The organism is Achromobacter sp. SIMBA_011 (genome assembly GCF_046535435.1).
In the GTDB taxonomy this organism is placed as follows: Bacteria; Pseudomonadota; Gammaproteobacteria; order Burkholderiales; family Burkholderiaceae_B; genus Achromobacter; species Achromobacter dolens.
This window is the reverse complement of the sequence record NZ_JAWRWN010000002.1, coordinates 984863-997581: the sequence shown is the minus strand read 5'-3', so window position 1 is coordinate 997581 and position 12719 is coordinate 984863. Positions and strand designations below refer to the sequence as shown.

The window sequence follows — 12719 nt, the reverse complement described above, 5'->3', positions numbered from 1 at the left end:
TACAAAACGCATCAGGGACCATCGCTATCATGCAAGCTCTCCAAACCCAGGAAGTCGCGATGAACAAGTCATTCCACATGATGCCCAACGGCCGCTTCATCAACGGCACGCCGCGACGCTGCCCCGATGGCACTTACGTCGGCGACGGTGGGCCCATCACCCGCGCGCCGGACGGCACGTACGTCGCGGGTACGCCCCAGCGCGCGCCCGATGGCCGCTACCTCGGCGGCGGCGGCCCGGTGCGCATGGCGCCCGACGGCACCTTCGTCGTGGGCACCCCGCGCATGGCGCCGGACGGCACCTATCTGTAAGCAGACTTAACCTTCATTCGGGAGCAACGGGCGGCCATGGCGCAGCGATCCGTAATACGCAAGGGTGACCGCACCTCGCACGGCGGCGTGGTGGTGACGGGGGATGAATCCGTACAGATCTTCGGCCGGCCCATGGCCCGCGTCGGCGACCGCGTCACCTGCCCCAAGTGCCCCGGCCAGCACACCATCGTCGAGGGCGTGCAGAGCGTCAGTTCCGACCGCCGCACCGCGCTGGAGGGCATGAAGACCTCCTGCGGCGCCACCCTGATCGCCAGCCAGCAGTTCTACCAGCTCGAACATGGCGGCGGTGATGGCGGCGGCGCGGGCGTGAACGACGCGCCCCAGGCTCTGCAGGCCGGCGCGCCGGCGGCGCTGGCCGCGATCGAACCCATCGCGGCGCAGGACGCGCCGGTGAAATGCGCCCAGGTGCAGGACACGCTCAAGCTCACCGAGGCCATGTTCGACGCCAAACGGGTTCCGGTGAAGCTGACCGGGCCGTCGGCCTACCAGCCACCCGCCAACCTGGCGCGCGCGGGGGACGACAAGTGCGTCATGTACGAAGCCTGGCCCGCCGGACAGCGCGTGCCGGTGGTGCTGGAACCGCGCGATCCCCTCTGGACCGGCGACCTGATGCAGCGCCGGCCGCAGGAATTCACCGAGCGCCTGACCGAGGAACCGCAGCCGCAACCGGAACAGGTCGCCAAGAGCCTGGGCATCGCCCCCAAGGCGATGCTGCAAGGGCGCGATCTGCAGATCCGCCTGGCCAAGGGGATGGCGCTGGAAGACCGCATCACGCGCCTCAACGCGCAAGTGGTGAAGGGCCCGCCCTGGGCCGACCCGACGCGCGAGACGCACACGGTGGGCGAGACCATGTTTTCGCGCATCACGCTCTACAGCATGTCGGGCGAACAGGCCATGATCGATCACGCCGTGCTGCACGAACTGGCCCACAGCTACGCCAACAACGCCCGCGTCGACATGAAGGCCTGGGGCGCCGCCGCCCGATCCGACGGCAATTTCCCGTCGGACTACGCCAAGGCCGGTCCGCCCGAGGACTTTGCCGAATTCGTGGTGATGGCCATCGCCACCCAGGGCACGCCGTGCGAGGACTACGCGCGCTCGATCTATCCGGCGCGCTACCGTCAATTGGACGCCATGGACCTGCTGGAAAAGTCCCCCGCCCAGGGGCGCGCCTGACGCCGGGTGCGCCCCGCGGCAGTTTGCGTCCAGTCCCGACGGTGGGATAACATACGTTCCATATACAAACCATATATGGAACACTCACCATGGGCATCGTCAAGATTTCCGAGCAGATGCACGAGAATCTGCGCGTGGCCAGCAGCGCGCTGAGCCGCTCGATCAACTCGCAGGCCGAACACTGGATGCGCATCGGCATGCTGTCCGAGCTCTACCCCGAGCTGCGCCACGCCGACATCTGCCAGTTGCTGATCCGCATCGAGCAGGCCGAGGGCTTCAGCATCGCCGCCCTGTCCCACGGACAGGCAACCGCCGGCCAGCAGGAGGCCGCGTAAATGGCGCGCAAGGTCTCCATCAAATCCGCCGCCGACATCGCCATGGCCCGGCGCGCCGGCGCCCTGGCGGCGGAAGTGCTGCACATGATCGCCGAGCACGTGCGGCCCGGCGTCACCACCGACGAGCTCGACCGCATCTGCCACGACTACATCGTCAACGTGCAGAAGGCCATCCCCGCCAACGTCGGCTACCACGGCTTTCCCAAGACCATCTGCGCCTCGGCCAACCACGTGATCTGCCACGGCATCCCGTCGGCCAAGGTGCTCAAGAACGGCGACATCCTCAACATCGACGTGGCCGTCATCAAGGACGGCTGGTTTGGCGACACCAGCCGCATGTACTTCGTCGGCCAGCCCAGTCCGCTGGCGCGGCGGCTGGTCAACACCACCTACGAAGCCATGCGCGCGGGCATCATGGCGGTCAGGCCCGGCGCCACGCTGGGCGACATCGGCCACGCCATCCAGACCGTCGCGCACCGCGAGCACTTCAGCATCGTGCGCGAATACTGTGGCCACGGCATCGGCCAGATCTACCACGACGAACCGCAGGTGCTGCACTATGGCCGCCCCGGCGAGGGCCTGGTGCTGCAGCCGGGTATGATGTTCACCATCGAACCCATGATCAACGCCGGCAAGCCGCAGACCAAGCAGTTGCCTGACGGCTGGACCGTGGTCACCAAGGACCGCTCGCTGTCGGCCCAGTGGGAACACATGGTGGTCGTCACCGACACCGGCTACGAGGTGCTGACGTCCTGGCCGGACGGCTTCGGCGACTACCCGCCGATTCCCTGACGCCGCCGGCCGGCGACGGCAATTAACGGAGTGCGACGCCCACGGGGCCCGGTCATGATCGGGCCCTCGTCGTTTTCGCGGCCGCGCCGGCCGTCGCCTCCATGCCCGTCCTGCCCACGGCATTCCGCCGCCTGGCCGCCTCCAACCTGGCCGCCCAATGTTCCGAACAGATCGCCCTGGCGGCGGCGCCGCTGGTGGCGGTGCTGGCGTTGGGCGCCAACGCCGCCCAGACCGGCTATCTGCAGACCGCCCAGACCCTCCCTTTCCTGCTGCTGTCATTGCCCGCCGGGGTGCTGGCCGACCGGATCGCGCGCCGCACCCTGATGACCGCCGCCGAGTGCGCGCGCGCCGCCAGCCTGCTGGGCCTGCTGGCGCTGCTGGCGATGGACGGCCTGAGCCTGGCCGCGCTGGCGGTGCTGGGCTTCCTGGGCGCGGTCGGCACGGTGGCCTATAACGTGGCCGCGCCCGCGCTGGTGCCGACGCTGTTGCCGGCGACCCAACTGGCGCAGGCCAACCGCTGGCTGGAACTGGCGCGCAGCGCGGCGTTCTCGGCCGGGCCGGCGCTGGGCGGCGCGCTGGTCGGCGGCATCGGCGCCGCCGTCGCCTACGGCCTGGCCACCCTGCTGTCGCTGCTGGCGGCGGGGCTGCTGGCGGGCCTGCCGCCCGAGCCGCCACGCACGGCGACGCGACGCCACCTGTGGCGCGAGTTGCGCGAAGGCGCCGCGTTCGTGGCGGCGCATCCCCTGCTGCGGCCGGTGCTGGTCACGGCGGTGTGCTTCAACACCGCCTGGTTCGTGCTGCAGGCCGTCTACGTGGTCTACGCGGTGGAGCGCCTGGGCCTGACCGCCGCCGGCGTGGGCATGACGCTGGGCATCTACGGCGCCGGCATGCTGGCCGGGGCCCTGGCCGCGCCGTGGCTGGCGGCGCGCCTGTCGTTCGGCGCGCTGATCGCGGCCGGCCCCACCTGCGCGCTGGCCGCCAGCCTGATCCTGCTGTCGACGCTGGCGTGGCCGGCGGGCGCCTGGGCCGGGGTCGGCCTGTTCCTGTTCGGCGCCGGACCGATTCTATGGACCATCGCCACCACCACGCTGCGCCAGGCGGTCACGCCCAACGCGCTGCTGGGCCGCGTCTCGGCCGTGATCGTCACGGCGACGTTCGGCGCGCGGCCCGTGGGCGCCTTGATCGGCGCGACCCTGGCGGCGCGGCTGGGCATGGAAGCCTGCCTGTGGTTGTCCAGCGTCGGCTTTGCCGCCCAGTTCGCGGTGCTGCTGGCCTCGCCCGTGGCGCGGCTGCGCCGCCAGCCGCAAGCCGTGGCGGACTGAACGGCGCCCAGCCGCCCCGGCGGGCTTTCTGTTGTGGTCCCGCCCGGCCCGATCTGTATCTGGCGGCGGCCGGCGGCGGCCGCTAGACTGGCCTGCCATCGAGGCCGCCGCGCGCGGCGCCTCGCCAAACACCCCGCCCCGCCGCGATCATGCTGAACATCCTGGGAAAAGCCTCTTCCATCAACGTCCGCAAGGTCCTCTGGACCTGCGTCGAACTCGACCTGCCGTTCACGCGCGAGGACTGGGGCTCGGGCTTTCGTCCGACGACCGACGCGGCCTTCCTGGCCCTCAACCCGAACGCCATGGTGCCGGTGCTGCGCGACGGCGACTTCGTGCTGTGGGAATCGAACAGCATCATCCGCTATCTGGCCAACCAATATGGCGGCGACGCGGCGAATCCGCTCTATCCGGCCAACGCCAGGCTGCGCGCCCGGGTCGACCAGTGGATGGACTGGCAGGCGACCGACCTGAACCGGTCGTGGAGCTATGCCTTCATGGCGCTGGCGCGGCAGTCGCCGGCGCACCGGGATGCCGCCGCCATCGAGGCTTCGAGCCGCGACTGGGCGCACTTCATGGGAATCCTGGAACGGCGCCTGCGCGACACCGGCGCCTACGTGGCCGGCGAGGCCTTCACGCTGGCCGACATCGCCATCGGCCTGTCGGTCAACCGCTGGTTCGCCACGCCGCTGGACAGCGCCCTGCGGCCGGCGCTGCCGGCGGTGGCCGCCTACTACGACCGGCTGGCCGAGCGGCCGGGCTACCGCGCCCACGGCCGCAACGGCACCGCCTAGCAGGCGGCCCGGGGCGTCACTTCACCACGCCGCAGACCATGCGGCCGCCCCCGCCGCCCAGCGGCTTGGGCGTGTCGCTGTAGTTGTCGCCGCCGACGTGGATCATCAGCGCGTGCTGCTTGACGTCGGCCAGCTTCAGGCGCGGCGCCACCACGGCCGTCTTGGCGTTGCCATCGGCGCCCACGGTGATGAACGGCAGGTCGCCCAGGTGGCCGTCGGTGGCCAGCGGCCCCTTGTGCGCCTTGGTGCCCTGTGGATCCAGGTGGCCGCCGGCGGCGCCGCCCGGCATCACCTTGCCATCGACCGTGGTCGACGCGCACGAACCGTTTTCATGGACGTGGAAGCCATGCTCGCCCGGTGGCAGGCCGGTGAGCTTGGGCGTGAATTTCAGGCCTTCCTTGGTCTGTTCGAGCGTGATGGTGCCCGCGCTCTTGCCCACGCTGCCGTCGTCGTTCAGGACCGACATCGTGACGCTCTCGGCCTGGGCGGCGGCCGAGGCGCCGGCCAGCGCCAGCGTTGCAACGAGAATCGAGAATTTCTTCATGGGACTTGCCTCCTGGGGAGAGATGCGCGTGATACGGGCCGCCCGGCCGGGCGGCGGTCGTCCCGGGGATCTGACGGCAGGCCCGGCGACTGGCAAAGACAATAGCACCGCGCCCTGGCGCTTCGCCAGCAATCTTCCTTCCTGATACATCGGACATGTCCGCAAATCCGCGATGGTTGACCGGCGCCCTCCCCGCGGGCGCCGCGCTAGCCCGTCGCCAGCAGCACCGCCGCATGCAACAGCACGCCGATCAGGCCGCCCACCAGGGTGCCATTGAAGCGGATGTACTGCAGGTCGCGCCCCACGCTCAGCTCCAGTTCATCGACCAGGTGGCGCTCGTCCCACAACTTGACGGTGCGCGCGATGTGCTCGGTCACGCCGATGCGCAACCGCCCGGTCAGCCGCCGCGCCGCGCCCAGCACGTGGCCGTTGATGGCCTCGCGCAGGTCCGGGTCCTCGCCCAGCTTGCGCGCCAGCGCCAGCAAGGCGCTTTCCAGATGCGCGGCCAGGGCCGAATGCTCGTCGCTCAGGTCGCGCCGCAACGCGGCATGGATGTCGTCCCACAGGCCCTGCACGTACTCCTGCACCTTGGGGTGGTCGATGGCGCGCTGCTTCATGGCCTCGACCTGCGCGGCAAGCGCCGGATCGCTGCCCAGGCGCGCGATGTAGTCCAGCACCCAGGCCTCGTAATCGCGCCGCACCGGGTGATCCGGTTCCGACAGCACATCGCGCAGTTCCTGCACCAGCGCCCGCGCCAGCCTGTCCGCGAGGTTGTCGGCGATGCCCTCGACCGACGCAATCACGTCCACCGCCTTGATGATGCGTGGCCATTCCTTGCGCGCGAATTTCACCAGCAGCGCCGAGGCGCGTTCCTTGACGTCCTCGTCGCCCAGGTAGCCGCCCAGCCGCTCCATGGCGGCGTCCAGCAGCTCCTGGTGGCGGCCGTCGCGGGTCAGCAGGCCCAGCACCTCGCCGGCGCTGCCGGCCGCGTCCCAGCGCCGCAGGGTCTTGACCACGAACGCCTGGATCACGCCGCGCACCGCGCGGTCGTCCAGCAGGTCCAGCGTCTGCAGCGCGACCCGCCGCGCGCCGTCGCTGAGCGCGTGCGCCTGCTTCGGCCGCGCCAGCCAGCGCGACAGGCGCGCGGCCGGGTCGAAGCCGCGCAGCTTCGCCATCAGCGTATCCGGGTCGAGGAAGTGGTCGCGCACGAACACCGCCAGGTTGTCGCCGATGCGGTCCTTGTTGCTGGGGATGATGGCGGTGTGCGGAATCGGCAGGCCCATCGGCCGGCGGAACAGCGCCACCACCGCGAACCAGTCGGCCAGCGCCCCCACGGTGGCGGCCTCGCAGAAGGCCCGCACCCATGCCCACACGCCCTGGCCGCCCATGACGTGGCTCGTGATGAAGCCGCTGATCATCGCCACCAGCAGGGCCAGCGCGGCGATCTTCATGCGCCGCAACTGGGCACGGCGCGCCTGCGACGCCAGTGCCGAACGGGTGGCGAAGGCTGGCGAGGACGGGCTGGCGGAAGGCGGCGTATCGGTCATGGAGTCTCCGGCGGGAATGCCCGTCCAGCATACCAAGCCAGCCGGCCCCGCCGCGCGGCCATCAGTCCTCGGGCCCGGCCAGCGCGCCGCGCAGCCAGGCGATGAAGGCATCGGCATGGGCGGTGCGGGCGCGGCCGGCGGCCGGCACCGCGCGCAGGCCGCCGTCGAACGGCACGAAGCCGTAGGGCGCCACCAGTTGCCCCTCCTGCAACTCGCGCGAGATCAGCCGCCGTTCGACCAGCGCCACCCCCAGGCCCGACAGCGCGGCCTCGATGCACAGGTGGGTGTGGGGAAACGCCAGCGTGTCGCCTTGCGCCGCCGGCTGCCCGGTGATGGCCTCCCACTGGTTCCAGGCGCTGGAGGTGTATTCATGGGCGATGCGCGCGCGCGTGGCCGGCTTCCTGCGCGCATAGGCCGGCGTGCAGACCGCGCCGAAACGCACCGGCGCCAGCGCCAGGGCCTGGCGCCGGTCGGTCTCGGCGTAGCCGGACAGGTCCCAGGCCAGGATCAGGTCGGCGCCCTCGTTGCGCATTTCACGCGCCGAGGTCATCGACAGGCGGATGCGGATCTCGGGATGCTTGCGATAGAACACGGCCAGGTTCGGCACCAGCCAGCGCATGGCGAAGGTGGCGCTGCAGGCCACGTGCAGCCCCGGCGCCTGGGATTCGCGCGCCAGGCGTTCGTAGGCGTTTTCAAGCTGGTCGAAGGCCGCCCGCACCGAGGCATAGAACGTGGCGCCACCCTGGGTCAGGCGCAGGCCGGTGCCGTCTTTCTCGAACAGCGCCACGCCGGCGTGCTCCTGCAGCAGGCGCAGATGGCGGCTGACGGCGCCATGGCTGCGGCACAGTTCCTCGGCCGCTCGGGTGACCGAACCGCTGCGGGCGATGGCTTCGAAGGCGCGGACGGCGGACAGGGGCGGCAACTGGCGCATGGCGGATCATCTGTCAGGAAAACTGACGAAGAGGCAGAAAAACTGCATTGTCGGATTCAAGGTCCATTTTTAGCATGCCGGCATTGAAATGGCTGATTGCCCGATTCATCGCCGCACCGACGACCTGCCGGCGTGGCTGAATCGATTCCTGCTTGTTTGAATTAGCTGACGATTACCCTTTCCCCAAGTCCTTTCCGGAGCCCACCATGAACATCACCCACCTGGCCGCCCACGAAGCGCTGGACAGCCGCGGCAATCCCACCGTCGAAGTCGAGATCCGGCTGGACGACGGCGCCCGTGGCCTGGCCCTGGTGCCGTCGGGCGCCTCGACCGGCAAGCGCGAGGCGCTGGAGCGGCGCGACGGCGACGCCGCCCGCTACCTGGGCAAGGGCGTGCTGGGCGCGGTCGGCGCGGTCAACACCGAGCTGCGCGCCGCCCTGCTGAGCCTGCCCGCCGACCAGCAGGCCCGGATCGACCAGATCATGATCGAACTGGACGGCACGCCCGACAAAAGCCGGCTGGGCGCCAACGCCCTGCTGGGCGTGTCGCTGGCGGTGGCGCACGCGGCCGCCGCCAGCCAGGGGCTGCCGCTGTGGCGCCACATCGGCGGTGTGCAGGCGCAGACCCTGCCGGTGCCGATGATCAACATCATCAACGGCGGCGCGCATGCCGACAACCCGCTGGATTTCCAGGAATTCATGATCCTGCCGGTGGGCGCGGACAGCTTCCGCGAAGCCCTGCGCATGGGCGCGGAGGTGTTCCACACGCTGCGCCACGCCCTCAAGGCGGCCGGCCACAGCGTCAACGTGGGCGATGAAGGCGGCTTCGCGCCAGCCCTGCGCAATGCGCCCGAGGCGCTGGACTTCATCATGGCCGCGATCGAGCGCGCCGGCCTGCGCCCCGGCGCCGACATCGCGCTGGCGCTGGACCCGGCCGCCAGTGAATTCCACGGCCCGGACGGCTACCGCTACCACGGCGAGAACCTGCTGCGCGACGCCGAACAGCAGGTGCAATACCTGGCCGGGCTGGTGCGCGACTACCCCATCGTCTCGATCGAGGACGGGATGGCCGAGGACGACATCATCGGCTGGAAGACACTGGGCGCGACGCTCGGCGGCGCCTGCCAGTTGGTGGGCGATGACGTGTTCTGCACCAACCCGCGGCTGTTCCGCGCCGGCATCGACCAGGGCATCGGCAACGCCATCCTGGTCAAGATCAACCAGATCGGCACGCTCAGCGAAACCTGGCGCGTGCTGGCGCTGGCGCGCCGCGCCGGCTACGGCGTGGTGATGTCGCACCGCTCCGGCGAAACCGAGGACACCAGCATCGCCGACCTGGCCGTGGCGGCCAACTGCGGCATGATCAAGACCGGCTCGCTGTCACGCGCCGACCGCACCGCCAAGTACAACCGCCTGCTGCGCATCGAGCGCGAATTGGGCGCTGCCGCCGTCTATGCCGGCGCCGGCGCGCTGGCGCGGCGCGGCTGAGGGCCCGCGACGCGTTCACTGGCGTTCAAGACAGGACGGCCGCCGGCGTCGACGATGGCGGCTTTTGCCGAGGAAACGCGCATGTCCGTCCCCATCGCCCCTGTCGTCCCGTCCGCGCCCGCCGTGCCGGAGAAAATCGTGATCGTGCTGGCGGCAACGCTCGGCGTGGGCCAGGCCGCCAACGTCTCGGCCTGCCTGGCCGCGGGCCTCGCGGCCGCCCTGCCCGGCTGGGCCGGCGCGCCGCTGCGCGACCCCGATGGCATGGCCTCGTCGGCCATCTCGCACCTGCCCATCATCGTGCTGGCGGCCGATGCGGTGCGGATGGCGCAATTGCGTCAGCGGCTGACGCAGCCGCCGCCCGAGGACGCGCGGCTGGCCGTGTTTCCGGCCTACGCCCGCGAGATCCACGACGCCGGCCACTATTGGGCGCGGCACCGCGAGACCTCGCACCGCGACCAGCCGCTGCTCGGCGTCGGCCTGGCCGGCGCCAAGCGCTGGATCAACGCGCTGACCGGCAGCCTGCCGATGCTGCGTTGAACGCCCGCGCGCCGGCGCCACCGCTCAGGCGCGCTCGCGGTACGCGGTGGCGCACAGGATCGACAGGAACAGCAGCAGCGCCAGCGTCAGCAACAAGCCGCCCGCCGCCGTGATGATGGCGTCGGCGCGCCACAACACCAGCGCCTGGCGCAACGCGGCGCCCGTCACCTCGGTCAGGCCCGTCAGCAACAGCAGCGCGGCGGCGAACGGCCAGACCGCGCCGCGCAGCGCCTGGCGCGACCGCCGCCAGCCATAGCCGTCCGTCAGGGCGGCCTGCGGCAGGGCCAGGGACCAGGATCCCAGCAAGTGCGTCATGGGCAGCCACAGGATCAGCAGCAACAGCAACGCGATGGCCAGGAACACCGTGCCGGGCGTGTTCGGCATCTGGAAATACAGGGAGAGCGTCAGGCTGCCGCTGACCGACTTCAGGGCGGCGATCGCGACGATCGCCGCGAACACCAGGGCCAGCACCCGGGCCTGGGCGCCATCCAGACTCGGCGCGTGGCGCGGCACGCCCGCCAGTTGGCGCTGCCAGGCCAGCGCCACGCGCGCCAGGGCCAGCAGATTGACCACCGCCGCCAGCAGGAACCACATTTCGCGCGGAGCGCCCGCCTGGTTCAGCAGCAGCGCGCCCGGCAGCGACAGCGCGAACAGCACGCAGGCCCACGGCGCGGCGGCGACCATGGCGGGCACCTGAGCGGTGAACTGGCGGGCCGTCAATGCCAGCAGGCGGCTCGCGGTGGGCGGATGCGGCAAGGGGTACCTCTCTCGGTCAGGTCCGGACCATCGGCCTCGCGGCCGATGGCGACTCCAGGCCTTATACCAGAGACGCGCGCCCGCCGCGCCGCGTTCAATCGGCCAGCAGGCCCGGCGCCAGCGCCGCCAGGGTGGCGATGTGCGCGTCCATTTCCTGCGGGCGCGGATTGTCGATATTGCCGGCGCCCGCGGTGCGCAGCCGCAACGTCAGCAGCCCGCCGCCGTCGGCGCTGAACTGCAGGCCGAACACCCAGTCCACGCCTTGCGCGCGGGCGATCAGCGTCAGCCAGCCGGAGTCCGGCTCGATCAGGGTCCGGGCCCGCAACAGGCCGCGCGCCTCCAGCGCCGACGGCGCGGCGGCGGCGAACCGCTGCATGGCCGCCAGCACGGTCGGGGTCTCGGCGGAGAAGGCGATCTGCACCAGTTGCAGCGGCGGCACCAGCAGTCGATGCGAGAACAGCCGTGGCATCGGCGTCGCGGCGGCCGTCCACGAAGCCGGCACCGTGACCGGTCCGGGACCCGCGATGCCCGCCGGCGCCGGCGCCGTGAGCCGGGCCTGTCCGGCGGTCGACGCACAGCCGCCGAACAGCACCGCGGCCAGGGCCGGCAACAGCAACCGGGGCAGCCAGCGCAGGAAGCCGCCGCCCTCGCTGGCGCGCGGCGCTAGGATCTGGCCGCGCATGCCTGGCCCTCCGGCTTGTCGTGATAGGTGCGGAATTCCTCCAGATCCGCCAGCGGCTTCTGCAACCGATAGCAGGCGTTCAGGCCGCGCAGCAGCAGAAAGGCTTCCTCGCTGCCGAGGGACTTGGAGAAATCATCGTCGGCCAGCTTGGTCGAAATCTCGTCCAGCGTCTTCTGGTCGCGATAGCGCGCCAGCCGTTCGCCCAGCGTGTAGGCGGTCAGCGCGGCCTGCAGCCGGCCCTGTGCGTCGCTGACCTGCTCGACCGAGGCGCTGGCGCCGACCTTGCTCAGCAGCGCCGTCAGCGCCACCGACTTTTCCAGCACCGACTTGGGCACGATGCTCTCGAAAGTGCCCACCGACACCAGCGCGGTCGGCACGTTCAGCGGCTCGGCGCCGTCCATCACCTGGTTGGTGCGGGTGTTGTAGGTGAGCGCCTTTTCCCAGAACGCGCGCGTGCCGGCCACCGGACGCCCCACCACCACATAGGTGCCCTGCTTGAGCAGGCCGAGGTTGGAGCCGGCCGACTGGCTCACCGCCGACTGCGAATAGAGCTGCACGCTGTAGTCCAGCACCATGCGGTTGCGCTGGTTCGCCAGCACCAGCTCGGCGGCGGTGAAGGCCACCCCCACCAGCGGCGAGACCAGCGGATTGTTGGCCAGGCTGGCCGCGCCGTTGGCCATGCCCTGCGCCCGTTGCAACGCGCGCAGGGTCTCGGCGTTGCGTTCGGTGGTGACGTCCATCACGCGCAGCCGGAACGACGGCGCCACGCGCTCGTCCCAGCGCTGCACGTAATACACCAGCAGATTGGAGAAGTTCAGGGATTGATCGGGCTGCACGCCGCGCTGGTACCAGACCACGATGGACTGGTTGCTGCCGTCGTCCTTGGCGGCGATGTCGAGAATGACCGCGTAGTCCGCCGGGCCGTCGATGCCGGCGGTCTTGACGCCGGCCGCGTCCTTCAGCGCCGGGATCTCGACCGACCGCATCATGATCGAGAGCGGCGCGTTGGCGGGCACCGCCAGTTGCCGTTCCGCGTCGGAAGAAGCCGGCACGCCGGCCTGCTCCAGCACGCGCGTGCGCTCATCGTCGCCGGGCTTGAGATAGAAGATGCGATTGTCGGCGTAGATCGGGGTGTGCACCGTGTAGGCGTCGCCGATGCGCGGCTCGCCGCCCGCGCATCCCGCCAACATCGCCGCCAGTCCCAACATGCCCCACCGCAACGCGGCGCCGTCCGGACGCCGCAGGCCGGACCATGCCCGGCGCATGAACACGAAAGCCATACTTGCTCCGCAAGAAAAGGCCCGCAATGGATCGGAACAACGCCTACGCCAGGCGCGATGGGCAAGAGACGGTCAAGGCCGCCCTGGCCGCGGCCGGGGACTCCCGGCGCCAGCCGGCGCGGGAATGGTCGGCATTTTTATCATTATGTTTCTTTTTGTCAAACTTCCGTGCGGAGGCCAGGTCCGTGGCGCCGGGTTCGGCTTGCG

14 protein-coding genes are annotated in these 12719 nt (G+C 70.7%); 8 read left to right on the top strand and 6 right to left on the bottom strand.

The features are described from left to right. Positions 1 to 29: 29 nt before the first annotated feature. The 6 genes from SB816_RS11740 (at position 30) to SB816_RS11715 (ending at position 4748) form a co-directional block, all read left to right on the top strand. Entirely contained in the window at positions 30 to 311 is a 282-nt protein-coding gene (locus SB816_RS11740) for a hypothetical protein (protein ID WP_231132841.1), read from the top strand. 36 nt (positions 312 to 347) lie between these two features. Next, positions 348 to 1508: a PAAR domain-containing protein gene (locus SB816_RS11735; protein ID WP_410547018.1), complete on the top strand. Its 1161-nt coding sequence runs from the start codon at positions 348 to 350 to the stop codon at positions 1506 to 1508. A gap of 89 nt (positions 1509 to 1597) precedes the next feature. Next, a complete protein-coding gene (locus SB816_RS11730; protein WP_054415514.1) occupies positions 1598 to 1843 on the top strand; it encodes a ParD-like family protein in 246 nt (81 codons plus the stop codon). Continuing rightward, complete coding sequence (map, locus tag SB816_RS11725) at positions 1844 to 2635, top strand: type I methionyl aminopeptidase (protein ID WP_269874999.1); 792 nt, start codon at positions 1844 to 1846, stop codon at positions 2633 to 2635. 101 nt (positions 2636 to 2736) lie between these two features. Then, complete coding sequence (locus tag SB816_RS11720) at positions 2737 to 3957, top strand: MFS transporter (RefSeq protein ID WP_116792383.1); 1221 nt, start codon at positions 2737 to 2739, stop codon at positions 3955 to 3957. Between the two features lie 149 nt (positions 3958 to 4106). Continuing rightward, a complete protein-coding gene (locus SB816_RS11715; RefSeq protein ID WP_054502403.1) occupies positions 4107 to 4748 on the top strand; it encodes a glutathione S-transferase family protein in 642 nt (213 codons plus the stop codon). Positions 4749 to 4764: 16 nt separating this feature from the next. Here SB816_RS11715 and sodC read toward each other — a convergent pair whose 3' ends face one another. The 3 genes from sodC to SB816_RS11700 form a co-directional block, all read right to left on the bottom strand. Beyond that, positions 4765 to 5292, bottom strand: coding sequence for a superoxide dismutase family protein (gene sodC / locus SB816_RS11710; protein ID WP_054502402.1), 528 nt, complete (start codon positions 5290 to 5292; stop codon positions 4765 to 4767). 206 nt (positions 5293 to 5498) lie between these two features. Continuing rightward, positions 5499 to 6743 (bottom strand): DUF445 domain-containing protein, encoded by a 1245-nt coding sequence (locus SB816_RS11705; RefSeq protein ID WP_144658017.1) that lies wholly within the window; start codon positions 6741 to 6743, stop codon positions 5499 to 5501. A gap of 157 nt (positions 6744 to 6900) precedes the next feature. Continuing rightward, a complete protein-coding gene (locus tag SB816_RS11700) occupies positions 6901 to 7770 on the bottom strand; it encodes a LysR substrate-binding domain-containing protein (protein WP_144657696.1) in 870 nt (289 codons plus the stop codon). A 206-nt stretch (positions 7771 to 7976) separates the two neighbouring features. Between SB816_RS11700 and eno the strand changes: the two genes are divergently transcribed. Both eno and SB816_RS11690 read left to right on the top strand, forming a co-directional pair. After that, positions 7977 to 9257 carry a phosphopyruvate hydratase gene (gene eno / locus SB816_RS11695; RefSeq protein WP_410547017.1) on the top strand — a complete coding sequence of 427 codons (1281 nt, stop codon included), beginning with the start codon at positions 7977 to 7979 and terminating at the stop codon, positions 9255 to 9257. Positions 9258 to 9338: 81 nt separating this feature from the next. Continuing rightward, complete coding sequence (locus tag SB816_RS11690; protein WP_410547016.1) at positions 9339 to 9794, top strand: DUF2000 domain-containing protein; 456 nt, start codon at positions 9339 to 9341, stop codon at positions 9792 to 9794. A 24-nt stretch (positions 9795 to 9818) separates the two neighbouring features. On the opposite strand, the gene SB816_RS11685 is transcribed toward SB816_RS11690, so the two are convergent. The 3 genes from SB816_RS11685 to SB816_RS11675 all read right to left on the bottom strand — a co-directional run bounded on the left by SB816_RS11685 (position 9819) and on the right by SB816_RS11675 (position 12512). Then, positions 9819 to 10550, bottom strand: coding sequence for a hypothetical protein (locus SB816_RS11685; RefSeq protein ID WP_410547015.1), 732 nt, complete (start codon positions 10548 to 10550; stop codon positions 9819 to 9821). 94 nt (positions 10551 to 10644) lie between these two features. Then, a complete protein-coding gene (locus SB816_RS11680; RefSeq protein WP_054502396.1) occupies positions 10645 to 11232 on the bottom strand; it encodes a hypothetical protein in 588 nt (195 codons plus the stop codon). Further along, complete coding sequence (locus tag SB816_RS11675) at positions 11214 to 12512, bottom strand: hypothetical protein (protein WP_410547014.1); 1299 nt, start codon at positions 12510 to 12512, stop codon at positions 11214 to 11216. Before SB816_RS11675 ends, SB816_RS11680 begins: the two co-directional genes overlap by 19 nt. Between the last annotated feature and the right edge of the window lie 207 nt (positions 12513 to 12719).

Coding starts and splice junctions, on each gene's coding strand:
- SB816_RS11730 (WP_054415514.1), top strand. CDS start 1,598: ATGGGCATCGTCAAGATTTCCGAGCAGATGCACGAGAATCTGCGCGTG.
- SB816_RS11690 (WP_410547016.1), top strand. CDS start 9,339: ATGTCCGTCCCCATCGCCCCTGTCGTCCCGTCCGCGCCCGCCGTGCCG.
- SB816_RS11735 (WP_410547018.1), top strand. CDS start 348: ATGGCGCAGCGATCCGTAATACGCAAGGGTGACCGCACCTCGCACGGC.
- SB816_RS11720 (WP_116792383.1), top strand. CDS start 2,737: ATGCCCGTCCTGCCCACGGCATTCCGCCGCCTGGCCGCCTCCAACCTG.
- SB816_RS11675 (WP_410547014.1), bottom strand. CDS start 12,512: ATGGCTTTCGTGTTCATGCGCCGGGCATGGTCCGGCCTGCGGCGTCCG.
- SB816_RS11680 (WP_054502396.1), bottom strand. CDS start 11,232: ATGCGCGGCCAGATCCTAGCGCCGCGCGCCAGCGAGGGCGGCGGCTTC.
- SB816_RS11705 (WP_144658017.1), bottom strand. CDS start 6,743: ATGAAGATCGCCGCGCTGGCCCTGCTGGTGGCGATGATCAGCGGCTTC.
- sodC (WP_054502402.1), bottom strand. CDS start 5,292: ATGAAGAAATTCTCGATTCTCGTTGCAACGCTGGCGCTGGCCGGCGCC.
- SB816_RS11740 (WP_231132841.1), top strand. CDS start 30: ATGCAAGCTCTCCAAACCCAGGAAGTCGCGATGAACAAGTCATTCCAC.
- map (WP_269874999.1), top strand. CDS start 1,844: ATGGCGCGCAAGGTCTCCATCAAATCCGCCGCCGACATCGCCATGGCC.
- SB816_RS11715 (WP_054502403.1), top strand. CDS start 4,107: ATGCTGAACATCCTGGGAAAAGCCTCTTCCATCAACGTCCGCAAGGTC.
- eno (WP_410547017.1), top strand. CDS start 7,977: ATGAACATCACCCACCTGGCCGCCCACGAAGCGCTGGACAGCCGCGGC.
- SB816_RS11700 (WP_144657696.1), bottom strand. CDS start 7,770: ATGCGCCAGTTGCCGCCCCTGTCCGCCGTCCGCGCCTTCGAAGCCATC.